Origin of the sequence: Saccharibacillus sacchari DSM 19268 (genome assembly GCF_000585395.1) — a bacterium.
Taxonomy (GTDB): domain Bacteria; phylum Bacillota; class Bacilli; order Paenibacillales; family Paenibacillaceae; genus Saccharibacillus; species Saccharibacillus sacchari.
Genome location: NZ_KK073875.1, coordinates 4,546,879 through 4,565,621, shown reverse-complemented (window position 1 = coordinate 4,565,621; position 18,743 = coordinate 4,546,879). Strand labels below are relative to the sequence as shown.

Genomic DNA, 18,743 nt, shown 5'->3' with positions numbered 1-18,743 from the left:
CTGCGCGGAGTCTCCGGCTGCGGGCCTTGTTGGGTTTCATTGTGACGCTTCTACCTGAAATCATCCTGAGCACCAACTGAATGTTTGCTGAAAGCCAAGGGGATCAGGCATAATGGGCGATAGAAATCATCCGGGTGAATGACCTGGACCGAAACGGAGGAGATCCCTTGACGGGCGAAAAAGGCGTCAAAATTCTATTGGCCGACGACGAACCGAATATTTTGCAGTTTCTCGAACTGGGGCTGGCAGGAGAAGGGTATGAAGTATGCACTGCGGAAAACGGAGCAGAGGCGCTGCGCAAAGCCGAAGAGTTTCGGCCGCATATCGTCATTTTGGATATCATGATGCCGGAAATGAACGGATTCGATGTTTGCCGAAAGCTGAAAGAGCGCGCGGAAAACGTGGCGGTCATCATGCTCAGCGCCAAAGATGCGGTAGATGATCGGGTGGCGGGACTAACGCTCGGCGCGGACGATTACGTCGTGAAGCCGTTCAGCTTCGAGGAATTGCTTGCCCGTATTCAGGCCAGGTTGCGCAACCAGTTTCCGAATCTGCTCGGAGGGGTGGAGATCGGGCCGTTTCGGCTCGACGAGCGGCGCGGGGAGATTTTGTACCGGACGGAAGCTTTGGCGCTGTCCCCGACCGAGTACGGACTGCTGAAATTTCTGGTGCTCAATCACGGTATCGTGCTCAGCAAAACCAAGATTCTCGACAGTGTCTGGGGCTATCAGTTCGGCGGCGAGGAGAACATCGTGGAGGTATACATCCGTTCTCTGCGCGATAAGCTGGGGGACAAGGAACATCGGCTGATCCGTACGCTGCGCGGCGCCGGTTACCGGATGGATCTGTCATGAACGCGGATGCGAAAGCACAAAAAAAGCCTGCGCAAAAAACGCTCTATGCCCAACTCTTGGCGCGTTCATTATTCGTGTTGGCCGTGCTGCTGTTGTTGATCGGCGGATTTCAATACTTTTTGATGCGCGGCTTTTTGTATCAAAATCAGGCAGAGACGCTCGAAGCCCAGTTTCGTTCGATTCCTCCGTTCCTGATCGAAGAATGGCGCTCAGACGTGAAGAAAGGCTACGAACCGGCAGCGAACGAGTCGGATGCGGCGAACGCGCTTCCGCAGCGTCCGGCTCCGCTACAGTCCCAAGAAGGAGATTTTTACGGGAGCGGAAACGCGGCGGACGAAAGCGGCTACGAAGCGGACGAAGCGCCGGATGAATCGACGCCCGATCGGCGGGAATTTTTGTTAGGAGGGCTATCGCTGGCCGCGATCAATCCGACAGGCGAGGTTGATGATCTGAACGCGAAATACGGGGTTCCGGCTCCTTTATTAAGCGAAGAAGATTATAACTTGCTACGCGAAAAGGTCTTGCAGCCCGGGCGCAAAGTGAATTATGTGCTAGCGTCCGATATAGACGGAACAGAGCAGCTTGTCGTTCTTCGCCCGGCAGGCGGTTTGGGCAGCGGCGGGATGCCCATGCTTCAGATCGGGATTCCCACCGGACCGCTGACCGCGATACTGTGGCGTCAGTTGGCGATCTTCGCGGGATTGTCCATGCTGGCGTTGGCCGGCGGCTTTACGCTGTATCGTCCGGTGCTGCGCAGATCGCTTTCGCCGTTATCCCGCATGGTCGAGACGGTTAAAGTCATCGATGCGGGCCGTCTTGACGAACGGTTTCACGCCGAAGAGGGACAAGCCGAGATTGATCGGTTGGCGTTGTCTTTCAACGGGATGTTGGAGCGGTTGGAAGAAGCATTCGCCGCGGAAAAAGAATCGCAGGAACGGATGCGGCAGTTTATTGCGGATGCCTCGCATGAACTGCGGACGCCGTTGACGTCGATTCGCGGGTTTTTGGAAGTGCTGCTGCGGGGAAGCCGGATCAGCGAGGAGCAATTGCGCTCCGCGCTTCGCAGCATGCATGGGGAATCGGAGCGAATGACCAAGCTCGTCGAAGATTTGCTGATGTTGGTTAAACTGGATCGCAGGCCGGAATTACGGCTTGCGGACGTTTCGCCCGAGAAGCTGCTTCGCGAACTGGAGTCTCATTTGCGCATGTTGGCCGGAGAGCGGCAGATTTTGCTGGACATGCAAGCAGGACCGGATATCCGCGTATCCGGCGATCCGGATAAGCTGAAGCAGGTTGTATTGAATTTGTTAGGCAATGCCGTGCAGCATACCGATCCGAAACGGGGGAAAATTTCGCTTGCGATTCGTTTGCGCGGGGAACGGATGCTAATCGAGGTAAGCGATAACGGATCGGGGATTCCGCCGGAATTGCAGCAAAAAGTATTTGAACGGTTTTATCGCGGAGACGAGTCCCGCTCGCGTCGCAGCGGCGGCGCAGGCTTGGGCCTCGCGATCTCGCTGGCGATCGCGGAAGCGCATGGAGGAACGCTGGAGCTTTGCAGCGTTCCGGGCGAAGGCAGCACGTTTACGCTTGTGCTGCCGCTGGTTTGAGGCAGGCTCAAAGAGGGTGGGGAGCATGAATGATGCGACCGGCCCTCTTCTCCGTTACCGCTTTGTTCGGCCGGAGGAACGGCGTTTTTCCAAAAGGTAGATATCGCCAGCAGCGAGCAAGTGCAGGCGATGGTCAAAGCAACGGTGGATACGTACGGACGGCTTGACGTGGCGATCAACAATGCGGCGCTGACGCCGGATAACGCGCCTACCGCAGAATTTGACGAAGCTTACTAGAACAAATTGATTTCGATTGATTTGACGGGTACGGCTCTATGTCTCAAGTACGAGCTTCAGCAGCTGATCAAGCAGAGCGAAGGCGGCTCGATCGTCAACATCTCCTCGGTTAGCGGGTTCCGTCCGCAGCCGAACAACCCGGCTTATGTGGCAGCAAAGCACGGCATTATCGGTCTGACCAAAGTAGCGGCGCTGGAAAACGGCGTGCACCAGATTCGCGTCAATAACGTTGCGCCGGGCGCCATCGATACGCCGATGCTGCGCGGATCGCTGGCCGAAACCGGGCAAACGGCAGAAGAATTCGCGCCGATGCTGAGCCTGCTCGGACGCTTTGCGCAGCCGGAGGAAGTCGCGCAGGCGAGCCTGTGGCTGGCTTCGGATATGTCTTCGTACGTGACGGGGACGACGCTGCATGTGGATGCGGGGTATACGAGCCGTTAAGACGCAGACCGGACAAAATAGTATCTTGACCGCTTAAAATGTTAGGTTACGTCCCTCGAAAACTCGCTTGAAGCGTACGTGTTTCCGAGGGACGCAAACTTTAAATCGAATGCGTCCACAGTAATAGTATATTTATTTTATCCATATAGAGGAAAAAGAGCAGCGATTCCGGTGACGGAAAGGGTGCTCTTTTTTTGTAGAAGTTGGATAGAAATTATTGGGAGAAAAGAAGCGAATTCAAGGATGCAGGAAGGTTGAAACAATGGATAATAAAGGGTTTATGAGAGGAGGAATGGAGATTTAAACGTTTCGATTGATTTGTATTTTCTGCATGAATTTTAAATTTGCAATTCGTAGGCAAATCCTATTGATTTTGTTCAAATTTAAATTATTATTAAGGCACCAACATGAGAAGCTTTGTCTGCAAAAGGCAACGCGATAAGGAGCCATCTATGAAAACATCCGCCTCGAACTTCTTCTCCGCTAAAGGTGTCGCCGCTTCGGCGATCGCTGCTAGTGCGATTGCTTTTCCTCTCTCGGCTCAAGCTGCATCCGACGCAGCCGTACCTCCTCAATCTTTGATGCTGCAAAGCAATGATGCAGAACGCGCCGTGCTGCGCGGCATTATCCAAGGCGATCCTCAGGGAAACTTGGCTGAAGAACGCGCGCTGACGCGTGCGGAATTTGCCGTGCTCGTTGCCCGCGCATTCGGCCTGGAGCCGACAAAGGCTTCTGTTTCTTCCTATAAAGATATCAAAGCTTCTTCATGGGCTTCCCCGGCTATCGAAGCGCTGCGCGCAAAAGGCTGGATGAGCGGAAGCGGCAATGCTTTTCTGCCGAATGCTCCAGTCACTCAAGAGCAAATGGCCATTGTGTTGGCAAAAGCATTGGATCTGACCGCTGAACCGATTCAGATCGCAGGCGCGGGCGTGTCCGACGAAAGTCTGGCTTCGGCTAGCAGTTGGGCCGCAACTTCATTAAAGCAAGCGGCGTCCGCAGGACTCCTCGGCGTATATGTCGATGGAATCCAACCTGGCAAACAGGTACTGCGCGGCGAAGCGGCTTCGGCGGTACTGGCAGCATCGAATCTGCAAACGCAGAAGATCGAGGCGGTTCAAGGCGGTATCGTCAAGTTTGGCGGCGTGCCTTACCGCGTCTCGCCTGAGGTAGCCGGTTTGTTTGCCGCTTCGAATGCGGCTGCACTGGTCGGAGCGAACGCAAAAGTCACGATCTCCGGCGGCGTGGTGAAGGCGGTGCGCGGTTTGGAATTGAATGCGGCGGGCCAAGCAGCGGCTAACGGTCAAGACGAATTCAGCGGCAATGTCGTACTGAACGGCGGAGGCAGCAAGATCGAAGGCGGCGTTACGGTAAACGGCGACTTTTTCACATTGAACGAACTGTCGATCGACGGCAATCTGACGATCAGCGGCAAAGTGGAACATGATTTTCTGAGTGAAAGTCTTACAGTTAAAGGCGATACGAACGTGCTGGGCGGCGACGAAAATACGGTGGTCTTCGGCAACGCGAAGCTGAATACGATGAACGTGAACAAACAGAACGTGCATGTCGACTTAACAGGCGTATCGACAGTGGCGAAGCTGTTTGCGCAAAACGATCTGACGATCAGCGGCGGGTTGAATTCGAAAATCGCGGAATTTTTCGTTGATCCGAAAACAGGCAAAGTGTTGATAAACGCGGCCGTAGGATCGTTAAATATTTCGGGACTGACCAAAGTCGGTCTTGGCAGCGATGCCAGAATCGAAAGCTTGACGCTTCCGCAAAATACGTCGCCGTCGTCGGTCATCGAGAACTATTCGGCGGTATCCGGAAAAGTCGGTTCGGTAAACGGACAGTCGTCGGCGCCTGTCGGATCGACTCCTGCTGTACCAACCCCTAATGTATCGACGCCTGCGGCCGGAAGCGGTACAACTTTGCCTTCGACTCCGTCGGTTCCGACTCCCGCGGTCGATAAAACGCTTCTTGACGCTGCAATTAAGTCCGCGCAGGAATTGTTGAAATCGACGAATAGCGGAACCGAATCCGGACAAGTTCCGCAGAAGTCGGCGGATGCTTTGGCAGCGGCGATTCAGGAAGCGAAAACGGCGTCGGCTAGCGCTTCGATCTCTGCTTCTGCCATAGGGTCCGCTATTCAAAAGCTTGGCGAAGCGGTCAAAGCCTTCAAAAAGGCATCGACGGTTCAAGCTTACGACAAATTGGTTGTTGCGATCCGGGATGCGGAAAACGCATTGCTCGAGGCAGCTGTCGGCGAAGTGGTCGGCAAAGAATACCCGGAAATGCCCCATCAAACTTTGACAAATATGGTGGAGGAAGCGAACTTGATTTTGGGCGACAGCGCGTCTTCCGAAGAAGTTTTGTTCACGGCGGCGCAAAATTTGACCGTGTATACCGAGTTCCTGCGGGATTCCAAAAATTATACGCATTTGGCTCGGCAAATTTTCGTGCTTGAAGTCCAAATCCAGGAGATCGATACGGGCGTCGAACAGCCGGGAGATCCGGAGTGGGCATACGAACAGTTCAAAAACGCCGTCGGCGCAATCAAGATTCAACATGCAGATCAGTATCAGATCGAGCCCGAACTTGAACAACAACTGCTTCTTCAATTGCAGGACGCTCAACAAAAGTGGACGGCGCTCCGAAAATCTTGGCAAAACTTGAACGAAAGCATCGCGATCGCCGAAAGCGCATTGAATTCGGAAGAAAATACGGATCCGAGCAATTTCCGCCCGATCTTGCAAAGTGCGGTCGTTTCGGCGAAGGCTTTACTGGAGAATACGTCCGCGACGCCTCAAGATTATGATCAGCAAGGCATGAACCTTACCATGACGACCCAAGCTTTCATTCATGGTTTAAACAAAAATCAAGCCGCATTGAGCAATTACGATCAAGATTTTGCCGATCCGCAGTCGCTGTCCTACAATGAAGAAACGGACTCTTTCGAGCTTGTCGCTCCGAGCGGATCGGATTCCGCAGAATCCGATGTTACGCTGTCGGCACCGATCGAATAGACGGAAAGTTTGCGGCGACTTTTCTTTGCCGATTATTGGGTGAACCCTTTATACGTTTGACGAATGCAGGCAGGCCGGGAGGAATTCAACATGATTAAAATCAACATGATTCTTGCTGAGGCGGAGCGTTTTCGTCGTTATCTGCCCGGATTGTCCGACCCGCTGCCTCCGGGCTCGATCGGCTTGACCGCCGAACTTGACGACGGTTTGTTCGCGGGTACGGCGCTGGCCATCTCGCACCCGAGATCGGGTACGGGAAGCATTAGCGTTCTGCACGTGCCCGAAATGTTTCGAACGCTCGGAATCGGCAGCCGTTTACTGCTGGAAGCCGAACGTCAACTGATCGAAGCGGGCTGCCGTACGGTCCGCATTACGCTGACGATGCGCAAAGGCGAACCCTGTCCGGAAAGAGATTTTCTGATCAAACGCGGCTACGCATCGGAAAAGCTGCAAGTACGGAGCTACACGTTCCGTTCAGCCAGTGTGCAGCAAGAACGTTGGTTGTCGCGGTTTGGGCTATCCGAAGGCTGCGAATTGAAGCCGCTTTTGTCGGCGACGGCGCAAGAACGCGAAGAACTGGAGCAGATTGCCGCTTCGCTTCCGCCTGACCTGCATCCGTTTGAAGAAGAGCGGATGCTCCACCCGGAATTCAGCACGATGCTGAAGATCGACGGCAAGGTTGCCGGATGGCTGGGCGTTCAGCAGTTGGCTTCGAATTTGCTGCTGCTCCGCTCCATGCATGTCGAGACCAAGTATCGCATTCGGGGCAACGGCATGGCTTTGTTCGCCGAGCTTAATCGAAAGCATCGGCTGCTGGAGCGTTTCGCCTATCACATGATGAGCATCTCCGGAGACAATCAGACGATGCTGCGTTTGGCCGAACGAAAACTTGCGCCGCATGCGGCGAAGATCAAATCGGTTATTCGTTTGGAAAAAAGACTGTAACGCGGGCTTGATCGGGGGCGGAGGCGGAAAAGCCGACGCACCCGCGCATCCCCGACTCCTGTTGGCCGATCGGCCAACGGTATTCGCCGCCGGGCAGATGTCCGGCGGCGTTTTTACATAGGCGACAGAAGCTTTGCAAATTGACGAAAACCCCGTAGACTGATAAATTAGGTACAATCTTGCGATGGAGGCGGTCCGATCATGAATTTTGTGTTTTTCTCTCCCCACTTTCCCGGCAGCAGCGGCGAGTTCGCGATTCGGCTGCATGAGGAGGGCGCGACGGTGCTGGGCATCGGCGACGCCGCTTATGACGACCTGCCTGAACGACTGCGCGGCGCGCTGACGGAATATTACCGCGTCGACAATATGGAGAACCAGGACGAGACGCTGCGTGCGGTGGGCTACTTTACGCATCAATACGGCAAAATCGACCGCTTCGAGTCCATGAACGAATATTGGCTGGAGAGCGACGCGCAGATGCGCACCGACTTCAATATCGACGGCACCAAAGCCGACTTTGTCGATAACTTAAAACAGAAATCGAAGATGAAAGACTTTTTCCGGAAAAGCGGCGTGGACACGGTGCGTTTTCTGAAAAATCCGGATCGGATCAGCGCGGCTGCTTTTATAGCGGAAAACGGCTTTCCCGTCGTGGTCAAGCCGGATCTGGGATCGGGCGCGAGCCATACGTACAAGCTGAGCGATCAGGAGGAGTTAGACTATTTCCTGCATACGCGGCCAGCCGACACGGAGTTTATTATGGAAGAGTTTATCGACGGGATCATTTTGACGTACGACGGGATTATCGACCATGAAGGGATTGTACGGTTTCAGGCCAGCCACCGGTTCGAGCAAAGCATCATGAAAGTGGTCAGCGACGACGATCATTTGCGTTATTTCTGCTTAAAAAACGTCGATCCCGAGGTGGAGAAAGCGGGACGGAGCATTTTGGAGGCTTTCGGGATTCGGGAACGCTTCTTCCATATCGAGCTGTTCAAATCCAACAAAAACGGCCGACTGATTGCGCTTGAAGTCAATATGCGGCCGCCGGGCGCGTGGATGACGGATGCGATCAACTACTCGTACGAGGTGGACGTGTATTCGCTGTGGGCGAGAACGGTCGTGCACGGAGGAAGCGGCGCGCCGCCGGAAGGCCGGTATTTCACGGGATACGCGAGCCGCAAAGACCGCAAGCATTACGTGCATAGCCATGAAGACATTTTGCGCGAGCTGGGCGATGCCGTAGTCCGTTACGACGAGATCGACGCGATCTTCAGTCGGGCCAGCGGCAATCGGGCGTATCAGTTCCGTGCGGATTCGTTGGATCGGGTGCGCGAGATCGCGGACTATATTCAGGCGGTGGACCATGGTTAACGTGCAATATCGAAAAGAATACAGTCCGGCGCTCGGCCGCGACATGGAATATAAAGTGTACGGCGACCGGGGCAAACCGATGCTGGTGTTCCCGACGTCGCTCGGACGCTTTTATCAATATGAAGATTCGGGCATGATCGACGAGCTGGCCGAATGGATCGATGCGGGGAAGCTTCAGGTATGGGCGTGCGACACGCTGGACGAAGAGACGTTTTTCTCGCCGCATTGGAACATTCAGGACCGGATCGGCCGCCACGAGCAGTATGACGCGTATATCGTGCAGGAGCTGATTCCGGGGATATTGCGGGAAAGCAAGCAAAACAACGGCGGAGACGAGCAAAAGATCCTGATCAGCGGCTGCTCGATGGGAGCTTACTACAGCGCGAATTTCTTTTTCCGGCATCCTCAGTTCTTCGATACGCTGCTTGCGTTAAGCGGGGTGTATTCGGTTAATCACTTTTTCGGAGGGTACCGGGACGGTGCAGTCTACTACAACTCGCCGCTCGACTATTTGCCGGGGCTGACCGACGATTGGAGACTGGAGCAGTATCGTCGCAGCCGGATCGTGATCTGCTGCGGTCAGGGCGAGTGGGAAGACGAGATGCGGGAAGAGACGGCGCGCCTCGGCGAAGTGCTGTACAATAAAGTGATTCCGGCGCGGCTCGATTTTTGGGGCTATGACGTGAATCACGATTGGCACTGGTGGAGAAAGCAAATTCGATATTATATGCAGGATTTATTGTAAAAAAAGAATTCCGGAAAACGGCGCGGATACCCGGATCGTTCGGGTGTCCGTTGTTCATCGGAAAACGGAAGGAGCTAGGACAACGATGAGTTTTTTCACAAAATGGTTTAAAAAGTTGACGGAAGACGACGAGGAAACGGCGGTGCGGGAGACTTCGAGAGTATCGGATCGGGAGCCGCGTTCGAGCAGGGGAATTGCCGCTTGGAGCGTAATTCCGGAACATCGACCGGATACGGTTACGCTAAGCCGTCATGTTTTGCTAAAAAACTCGCAGCCGCCGCAGTTGGACGGCGTGATGCAAAAGCTGCGGATTCAAGGCGCGGAAGCGGAAGGCGGCTTGCATGACGGGCAGCTGATCGCGCATTATCGGGGCATGACGGTTACGGCCGAGTACATACCGGCGCCGCTGCCGAATAGTGAGGCCGAAGAGAACGCGAAGTATAATCAACTGTGGCCGGAGGCGGAGCAGGAGATTACGGGCTATGCCGCGCAGCTGCTCGTAACGCTGCGCAACGCGCCTAACGGCTTGAGCGGACACCGCTTCCTGACGCAGGCGATCGCGGCTTTGCTGGACGGAGAAATGAATGCGCTTGCCGTCTACTCGGCGCCGTTGCTCGTGAGCCGGGCGGATTATTTAGCGAGTGCGGAGTTGTTAAAAGAGCAGGAGCTGCCGGTGAATTTGTGGGTCTTTGTCGGGTTGTACGGTGGAGCGCAAGGAGGAGCGGCTTATACGCACGGAATGGCGGATTTCGGCTCGGACGAGTTCGAACTGGTGGATTCGCCGCGTTCGGGGAACGAAATCTTCGAGCTGACGTTCTCGGTGGTGCACTATGCGATCTCGCGGAATATCCGGTTCCAGGGCGGGGAAGAGGTAGCTTTTGGAGCGGGTCGGACATTGAATCTGGTACGGTCTGCCGGTGTGGCGCTTGAAGGGATGACGGTGAAGATTGAAGGCGATTGAGGTCTTTTCGACTTAAGGGGGAATCGACATAAAGATCGTTCGAAGCGGAATGTGCAGCAATTCGCCGAAAAATGCGTTTGTGGAAGGATTGGCGATTAAAGTGGTTGCGACGCTTGGTAAATCCGGAGCTTCGGCTTCCGACGAAGATTATTCTGTCCGGATCTACGGGGAATCGTTCGATGCCGAGCCGGACGAAATTACCGTGTTCCAAGCGATTAGCCATGGAAAAGCGGGAGCAGCCAACGGAGAAATCAGGCTGGGCGACAATGTGCTGAGTTTTGCGATCTCGGTGACGTTCAAGACGTTGAAAGGCGACCGGGCGGAAAGCGTGAAGGTGTATGTAGGGACTGAGCAGACAACAATAAAGTGAATATTTTTCGAACTTGCTTGCTTTTCGAGTAATCCTATACTAAATTGAAAGAAATAACTCATGCGATTCGCGAAGCACGCGGACAAATTTTCCTACGGGAAAGGTTTGTCCGCTTTTTTGCGTGTTCTTTGACAACTGAATGGATTTTTCGGAAAAAAGAGGATTTAGCGAGTTAGCGTTAAATTAGTTATATAACTGGAAATGAATTCTGAACATCGTATCGAAATAAGCATGATTGACGGAGGGGTTTAAAATGGGGGGAAAAGTTTGGAGTATATTGGGGAAGGTTTCACTTATAGCGGGTATCGTATTGTCCATTCAGCCGTTGGCAAAGACTGAAGCCGCTACAACTTTTTCGGCAGCAGAATTAGCGAAATTACCGATTCATGTACTGGTTGATGCACACAGAGTAAATTTCCCTGATGTGCAACCTGTTATAAAAAACGAAACGACAATGATTCCGTTACGCTTTGTTACGCAGTCTTTGGGTGGCAAGTTATCTTTACAAGGAAAAAACATAACGATCGTCAAAGATAAAAAAGTAGTCAAACTAACCATTGGTTCAAATACAGCAACCGTAAATGGAAAGACGTTAAAGTTGAATGTTAGCTCTATTGCTCAAGACGGAAGAACGCTGGTGCCGCTTCGTTTTGTTAGTGAAGGGCTAGGAGAATCGGTTAATTGGGATAGTGCTTCAAAATTTGTTTGGATTGGGAGTAGGGAAGTGCCTAAGATTGAAGATGAGACGGAATTGGAAAGTCTTAATACATATGAATCATTTCTAAAATTAAACTTGAGCAATTTTAATGGCTATGGAAAACCTCTAACTCAAGCTAGAGTAATTACTGAATCGGATTTTCCTCTAAATGTAGGAAATCAAACGATTTACCGCATGGATATCGTCAAAAATACATTAGGGGAAGAATATATTCGTACTATTTCTGATAGTAAAAGTATTATTGGAATGAGTTATTTTCTTTATGAACAGGGGCAACCAGAGAAGATTAGAAGCGAAATTGTGGGATTGAGAGATAAATCCGATAGTAATAAATCGCTAAGAATTTCTTATATTGCAATAGTAGATCGTGCAGATCGGATTTCACTGGGCTTGGATAATTACGATGACATGAAAATCAGAAATATTGATTACTTAAGCTTTTCTTTAGGAAGAAATGATTTAGTATTAATGAAAAATAAATTCAAATAAAAGACACGATATAAAGGAGAATTGGCTTGGAGAAAATCAAAAAAAGGATTCTTAGTATAGGGCTGCTAACCGCAGTCCTATTTTTCAATTCATTATTTGGTTCCTTTATTCACATAGAGGCCGCAGCGAGTAATAGCAATTCACATATAACCCCTTATAAAGACCCGGATAGTGCCCCTACAAAAAGGTATGTAGTAGCTTTTATGTATGCGGATATTTGGAAAAACTCAAGAGGACAGTGGTATATTCGAACAGCCGGAGATGCAGCGCCTGATCAAGTTATAGGGCCTAATTTATTAAATTCGGATTATAGCTTTTCGTTTCCGGGAAGGACTGTTCGGGATGTTGAAGTCCATCAATTCAGTGCTTCTGAAGATAAACATATTGAATACTTTAACGAATCTCGTCAAGGCGATCCGTATTCAGATTATGCACTGAGAGTAGGGACAGTGACTTCTGTAAGAAGCGTTGAAAATAAAAGAGGTATTGGTAGTGATACAGTTACTTTCAATGCTGGGATTACTGGCAAACTTACAGCAAGAGTTCCTTATGACATCATTCATGAAGAAGAAATGACCCAATACTATGATAGTAATATTGAAGCGCGCCGCTATTATTTTCCTCTTATCTTCGAATTCACCCTCGACGGCCAACTCGACACCGGCTACTTCACTACCGATGGACGAAGCTTAGCCACTCTCGACTCCACTGGAACATTCAGGTCGACATCAGAAAGTCTGCAATCCGGTCGAACATATAGCAAGACCCCTCCCGTCTCGTCCGCTTGGAAATACGCCGGGTATAAACTCAGCAAGACTGACGATCCACCGAGCGGAGCTATAATCGAAAGAAATCCAGAATCCATACGCTATGACGGATCTTACGATAAGGCGACGCTCATCATGTATTACGAACCCAAAGCGGGCGCAGAAATACGTCATTACACAACAACCGGGCAATCTCTTCGCAATGTCGCAGGCTTTGAAGATCAAGCGAAAAGTTTGCAACGCGGGAATAACACCATCTTACATACCTCTGGCAACGAACAATATCGTTATGTCGGCTACAAGGAGAGCAAAGTAGGCGTTCCTTCTGGCGACGATATCCAATCCGGTGATCCTTCCATTCGTTACGACGGTACTTATCCGACACACTATATTAACTTTTATTACGAGGGATCAGGTGGCTCTACTATAGGCGAATGCAGCTTCGTGATCGGCCAGCCAAGTCCATTCGGAGCGCAAAGCGACGAGGTACTCGATCCGCAAGCGACAGGGGTTATTCGTGCAGACTTGCGGGATGCTGAGGCTTTTGATGTTTTGCAAGGAATTCCGACTTCTGAAGACCTCTACGTGAATGCGTTTGGTTTATCTCATTTGCATCGTTACAATTTTGGGAATATGAAAGGTCAAGTTACATTCACCGTTCCTGTACGCAAAGAATATAAACTGTTTTGGACGACGCCTTCCACACCTGCTACAGAAACGACGCCTGAAATACCGGGAGTGGAGATGTCAGATCGCAAAGTGGTAAATGAGAACATCACGATCACACGCGATTTTTCTTATTGGCAGATTAATAATCTTGAAGTTTACAAAATTGCTGGGGCAGAGTTCAGCAATTATGCTCTTCCGAATGGAAAAGTTGAACTTGATCCCAACGGCTACACCTCTCCTGTGTTGAGTACTGCGAATAGTCATGAAGTCACGGACCATGTGAAAGAAGCGTCTTGTAGACCGGTGGATTTGGGCGCACAGGATGTCACGGCCGAAGAACCTACGACTACACCTCCAAGTATTCCAGAACATGCAACAGAATTCTCAGATGCGGCAGATGGAGCTGTAGGAGAAAATCAGGCGAAGAACGATAAGGTTATTTTTAATGAAAGCACAATTATGAGTGAAGAGTGGACTAAAAAAAATGCACCGATGCCAGGAAGATTGCCTCAACCTACGATGATCGACAGAGATGTTTTATATGGGCACGGATATACGATCTCAAATCGATTGGAAAATCGTGCGAATACTCCAGGCAGCGGTAAAATTGACTATGCGTTGTTGGCGGGGAATGTAGGCGGAGGCGCAGATCGAACTTTTGATTTACAAAATGTGAATACCGTTACCGTGCATACACCTGTTGTCAATTACTCGTCAGTCACCGATGATCAGGCACATAATCAGAAGACGACACCGAATTATTCTCGTGCGGCGTTTATCTTGGATCGTCCGTTTACGTTGCGCATTCCCACGAACGGACAGCATCTCAATATTCCGGGATACGGCAATCGGGATTACGCCAAGTATTTCCGAACCAAACAAGTGAGTTTTCCGTTCGGCGTGTATACGGCAGACAAATCCATCTATTATGAAAAAGGGACATGGATCGATATTCCGGTGGGACAACTGGACACGACATTTTTTCTGCCTGTTTGGATCGACGAAGGCGATTATACCGTACAGTTTCGGAATATTGCTGAAAATGCACCGGAAGGTCTTCCTTATAAAAGTGAAGCCAATTTGGACTTATTTGCACATGTGGCAACGGATCGCGTAGATGTTGAAGTGATCGGTCGGCTTTATGATTTCCATATCACCGATGTTGCGGATTACAATTGGGAGATGGTATTCCGAACGATGGAAGGGAGTGCTACGCATACAGGCAACACCTACTGGACTGGATTGTTTGGAATCGACGGGGCAGCGCGCGGGAATGTCTCGCCGTTTACCCTACCGATTCTACCGGGAAGTAATCCAGTGGAAGGAACCAAGAATGTCTCCGTGAAAACGGGGTATCACATTAAATTCGACCTAAAGACGAAAGGGAATATGTTCGGCAAGATGGATGGTATTCGGATTACGCCGAGTTTTACGTTTGCGAGCAAAGACGGCAAAGTGAAGACGCCAGTAGATTTGTATTACAATGACGACCATCGGACCTTTATTAAAGTCGGGTCACCCGAGGATACGCAGGAGCGATATGTCATTTTGAACGATCGTTTGCGAAATGTACCGGATGAAGAGCTGAGGGATACGGCGCGGTATAAATATGATCATTACTATACGTTTGCGGAAATGAACAGTGTAAGTCGAGAAATGTTCATTTCGGATTACATTCGGCGGTTTACGAAAGAGAAGACGCCCGTAGGTGGATTTGATTTGATACTGTTGCCGGAGCAGATTCGGACCTTGATCGGGCCGAAAAACAATTTACCGAGTTCGGTGGATCATGCGAGAGCGAATGCGGCCATGCAGAAATGGTATGGTCAATATAGTCTGCCGGGAGATCCGTATGTGGTGGAAAAAGGAACGAATCTGGCGGAGTATGGCCGTACGCATGGCGGTTTGACTCGGCGAGATCCCATCTTTCTGCGTGATGGGTATATTGTGTTGAACTTCAACATCGAGAGTATTCGAGAAGGGAATCTAGGCGCGCCGCATTTGCAGTACATCAACGCGCCCTTGATGAACCAATGGACGTTAGAGGGGTTCAAGCGTACGGTAAAGGACTCGTGGAACAATACGTTTTCCTTAATGGATGGGGATATTGTGTTCTATAACGCAGATAAGTCGTATAAAGACGATTTCCAAGCAGAAGTGCCGCACTAGGATCGGAGTATAGCTGAAAAGTAGAAATACAAGAGGAGCTTTCTGATTTTTTAGAAAGCTCCTCTTGGTTTTTTTGGCTTTTGGAAGGACAGAATAAAGCTTACATGAAGCTACGTGTCTATCAATTTCAATCCACGCTCCCACACAGAGTGCGACCCACCGTGCAGGAACTCGCCGGACGCAATATCACGTTTCAACCCACGCACCCCACAGAGTGCGACCCAGAGCGATGTGCCCAGCAACATTTCGCCAACGGTTCAATCCACGCCCCCCACGGAATGTGACTGCACCCACTCCAACCCTAACTCCCACAAGCCCCCCAACCCCAAAAGTGCGAACCTCAAATTCAGCCTACCTAAAACTACCCCAAAACACCACTCAAATCCTTCAATCCCTTACACGGCGCAGGGTGCGAACCTCTCAGGAATTTCATCTGAGCTTCCCATTCGCACTTTTTCCTTTCCAACTACCCTAACCCTAACTCCCGACCAACCCCATGCAAAATTGCAAACCGCCCCGCGTTACTTTACCATTAACAACAGAAGACGGACGGGGAGTGTCCGGTAGTCAATATTCGAAAGGAGTAACTGATATGACCTGTACTGTCCTATTCGCATCTTCTCCAATGAATCCGCGGGAAGCGGACGATAGCTACATCGACGAGTATCATACCGCCGAAAAGGTAGGGTTCGCTGTCGGACTCATTGACCTGGAAGAACTCTTAGTGAGTAACAACCCGCAAAAATCACTCAAACGAGTCGCCCGGCACCCCGAACCTCAACCTGCACTATACCGAGGATGGATGCTGCGACCTAACGAATACGAGAGCCTATACGCAGCCTTGCTGACACGGAATCTGCGCCTGATCCATACACCTGAGCAATATCGCCATGTCCACTATTTGCCGGAATCCTATGCCAAGATCGCAGACGTGACGCCGAAGTCGATCTGGTTCCCGCTGCCGAATCCGGTATCCATCGACGCGGCAGAGGAGCTTGCGACGGAAGCCGTTCGTGTTTTCGACAATCATCCAATTATCGTTAAGGACTACGTCAAATCACGCAAGCATGAGTGGGACGAGGCCTGTTATATCCCAGATGCGTCTGATGAAGGGAATGTCCGACAGACGGTGCGACGCTTTCTGGAGCTGCAAGGCAGTCAGCTGAACGAAGGACTGGTGCTCCGCGCTTTTGCAGAACTTGAAGTGTTGTCTCGCCATCCTCTCAGCGGCATGCCGTTATCCCGGGAGATCCGAGTTTTCGTGCTAGACGGCAACCCGATCTTTGTATCCACTTACTGGGAAGCAGGCGAGGATGCAGCTTTTAACGCCGTGTTAGGTGAATTTCAAGCGGTCATCCGATCGATTGAGAGCCGCTTCTTCACGATCGATTTTGCGAAAACCAATAACGGTCCGTGGATCGTGTTGGAGCTGGGAGACGGTCAAGTGGCCGGATTGCCGGATCATACAAACCCGGAACATTTTTATGTACAGTTGAAAAAGTCGTTGGAGAAGAGGGATATCTAATGAACCCTAACCACAATGAACGACAAGGGATGGATAAGTCGCATAAAGAATCAACAGCAGTTGGAAAAAAGGCCCTAGGTATTGGTATTTTGATCGGTACAGCGTTCGGTATGGTACTCAGTATCTTAATTGAAAATTTGGCGATTGGGATGCCGCTCGGCGTTGCATTAGGCGTGATTTTTGGAACCGCTGCTCAAAAACGTAAAGATAAAGAGATATCGGACTAGCTCTGGATTGCCTAGCAAATAGGTTGCCCGAATCTCTATGCTTATTTAGATCCGAATTTCCGCTCTGCATGTAAGATCATTTGAATAGAAGGAGGGCTTTCTTGGTGGATGCCGTGAAGCATATGTTAACCAACAACAAGAAAATCACCCGCTGGGCGTCGTTGCCCGAGCATGCGCCGGCAGTCGGTTGGATCGTGCGCGGAGAGAAATTTTATTGGACACCCAACCAGAAGTCAACGCAAGACCAATACGAGATCGGCTCCATTACCAAAACGATGACCGCACTGCGTCTGGCAAAAGGAGAACAGGACGGATTATGGCAAGCCTACGATCCGCTGGCAAAGCTGGTTCCCGAACTTGCGGACAGCGAGTTTGCGCGAACGGTCACGCTGCGACAATTGGCTACCCATACATCCGGCTTGACGCGGCTGGCGAAGAATCATGTCATGCTTTCGATGAAACAGGACAAGACTAACCCTTATGCGGCGTATACGGAAGAACATCTGCTTGCGGCGGTGCGCGAGGAGAAACTGCGTGCGCAAAGCAAGCATGAGTATTCCAATTACGGTTACGGTCTGCTGGGATGGGCATTAAGCCATGCTTCCGGTGTACCTGCATCTCAAGCTTTTCAGCAGGACTTTTTTGACGTCTTGGGTATGAATGACAGCGTAATGGCGATTCTTAATGAAAATCCCGTGGGGAAAAATGAAGCTGCGGCTATGGAAGAACCTATTGAGGCGGTGGCTGGCGGCGGAGCGGTGATACAGTCGCCGAACGCCAAAATTCAGCATGGCGATCATCAAACTTCTTTAGCTGCATCTTCCCGTGCAACGCTGCTCACAGGTCATGCCCCAGGCGGTCGCCCAATGCCGCATTGGGACTTTACCTCTGCCATGGCGGGAGCCGGAGCTGTACATTCCACGCTACCGGATATGCTGACTTATCTGGAAGCGCAGCTCGGACAGCATCCGAATGCGGCAGAACTGGAACCGGCACTGCTCGATTGCCAGCATGAACAAGCCTCCGTCGCGTTATCCAAAGGCGTGGGAATCGGCTACGCCTGGATGCGTTCCATGCGCCAAGACGGAACCGTGACCCATTGGCATAACGGAGGCACGTACGGATTCACCAGCTACGCGGCGTTTAACCGGGACTTGCAATCCGGCTTTGTCGTATTGTCCAACCGCGGAGTCAGCTTTGTCGGGCAGTTGAAGCAGATGTTCGGCCTTGGCGAGCTGGGTACGGATCAGGCGGCAAAGCTGGTGGGAGAGGCGTTGTTCAAGGCTTGAAGACCTTGCGGATAGGGAACGTAAGCCTCGGCGTTTGCCCGAGTATCGTCTTTATCGTTCGCGTCGCCAAAGGAATAATGGAGCCCTGAAAATTTGCCATCACGACAGTAGCTTGACCGCATTAAATTTAAGGTTTGCGTCCATCGGAAACACTCACGGTTCAAGCGGGTTTTCGGGGGCGTAACCTAATCTCTTGCGCGGTCAAGCTACTAGTATGAACGAAGACCGTTTCGCGATCCGGCGGAGCGGTTTTTTCTCATTTCGCAATTTTGTCTTGCCACTCGATCTATCCTGTGCTATTTTTAATTTCATAAAAACGTTTTTATA

13 protein-coding genes and 1 pseudogene are annotated in these 18,743 nt (G+C 51.1%); all 14 read left to right on the top strand.

What is annotated here, in order from left to right; all coding sequences use genetic code 11:
• Positions 1-167 precede the first annotated feature (167 nt).
• The 14 genes and pseudogenes from SACSAC_RS19775 to SACSAC_RS19710 all read left to right on the top strand — a co-directional run bounded on the left by SACSAC_RS19775 (position 168) and on the right by SACSAC_RS19710 (position 18,416).
• Entirely contained in the window at positions 168-854 is a 687-nt protein-coding gene (locus tag SACSAC_RS19775; RefSeq protein ID WP_037289548.1) for a response regulator transcription factor, read from the top strand.
• Positions 851-2,464, top strand: a complete 1,614-nt coding sequence (locus tag SACSAC_RS19770) for a sensor histidine kinase (RefSeq protein ID WP_037289546.1) — start codon at positions 851-853, stop codon at positions 2,462-2,464. Before SACSAC_RS19775 ends, SACSAC_RS19770 begins: the two co-directional genes overlap by 4 nt.
• A gap of 75 nt (positions 2,465-2,539) precedes the next feature.
• Positions 2,540-3,142, top strand: a pseudogene (locus SACSAC_RS19765) (SDR family NAD(P)-dependent oxidoreductase); the annotation flags it as partial.
• Positions 3,143-3,594: 452 nt separating this feature from the next.
• On the top strand, positions 3,595-6,168 hold the full coding sequence (locus SACSAC_RS19760; protein ID WP_037289544.1) for an S-layer homology domain-containing protein: 2,574 nt from the start codon (positions 3,595-3,597) through the stop codon (positions 6,166-6,168).
• Between the two features lie 90 nt (positions 6,169-6,258).
• Positions 6,259-7,113, top strand: coding sequence for a GNAT family N-acetyltransferase (locus tag SACSAC_RS19755; protein ID WP_037289542.1), 855 nt, complete (start codon positions 6,259-6,261; stop codon positions 7,111-7,113).
• Positions 7,114-7,314: 201 nt separating this feature from the next.
• Positions 7,315-8,487 (top strand): ATP-grasp domain-containing protein, encoded by a 1,173-nt coding sequence (locus SACSAC_RS19750; protein ID WP_037289540.1) that lies wholly within the window; start codon positions 7,315-7,317, stop codon positions 8,485-8,487.
• Positions 8,480-9,232: an esterase family protein gene (locus tag SACSAC_RS19745; protein ID WP_037289538.1), complete on the top strand. Its 753-nt coding sequence runs from the start codon at positions 8,480-8,482 to the stop codon at positions 9,230-9,232. The genes SACSAC_RS19750 and SACSAC_RS19745 overlap by 8 nt, the downstream gene beginning before the upstream one ends.
• Positions 9,233-9,317: 85 nt before the next feature.
• Positions 9,318-10,193, top strand: coding sequence for a DUF4261 domain-containing protein (locus tag SACSAC_RS19740; protein ID WP_037289536.1), 876 nt, complete (start codon positions 9,318-9,320; stop codon positions 10,191-10,193).
• 49 nt (positions 10,194-10,242) lie between these two features.
• The gene (locus SACSAC_RS19735) at positions 10,243-10,563 is read left to right on the top strand and encodes a hypothetical protein (protein ID WP_037289533.1); all 321 of its coding nucleotides are present in this window, start codon (positions 10,243-10,245) and stop codon (positions 10,561-10,563) included.
• Positions 10,564-10,816: 253 nt separating this feature from the next.
• Positions 10,817-11,770: a copper amine oxidase N-terminal domain-containing protein gene (locus SACSAC_RS19730; protein ID WP_037289531.1), complete on the top strand. Its 954-nt coding sequence runs from the start codon at positions 10,817-10,819 to the stop codon at positions 11,768-11,770.
• Between the two features lie 26 nt (positions 11,771-11,796).
• Positions 11,797-15,375 carry a DUF5704 domain-containing protein gene (locus tag SACSAC_RS19725; RefSeq protein ID WP_051507275.1) on the top strand — a complete coding sequence of 1,193 codons (3,579 nt, stop codon included), beginning with the start codon at positions 11,797-11,799 and terminating at the stop codon, positions 15,373-15,375.
• A gap of 592 nt (positions 15,376-15,967) precedes the next feature.
• Positions 15,968-16,900: an ATP-grasp domain-containing protein gene (locus SACSAC_RS19720; RefSeq protein ID WP_037289528.1), complete on the top strand. Its 933-nt coding sequence runs from the start codon at positions 15,968-15,970 to the stop codon at positions 16,898-16,900.
• Complete coding sequence (locus tag SACSAC_RS19715; RefSeq protein ID WP_037289526.1) at positions 16,900-17,127, top strand: glycine zipper domain-containing protein; 228 nt, start codon at positions 16,900-16,902, stop codon at positions 17,125-17,127. The genes SACSAC_RS19720 and SACSAC_RS19715 overlap by 1 nt, the downstream gene beginning before the upstream one ends.
• A 104-nt stretch (positions 17,128-17,231) precedes the next feature.
• On the top strand, positions 17,232-18,416 hold the full coding sequence (locus SACSAC_RS19710; protein WP_037293329.1) for a serine hydrolase domain-containing protein: 1,185 nt from the start codon (positions 17,232-17,234) through the stop codon (positions 18,414-18,416).
• The last annotated feature ends 327 nt before the right edge of the window (positions 18,417-18,743 follow it).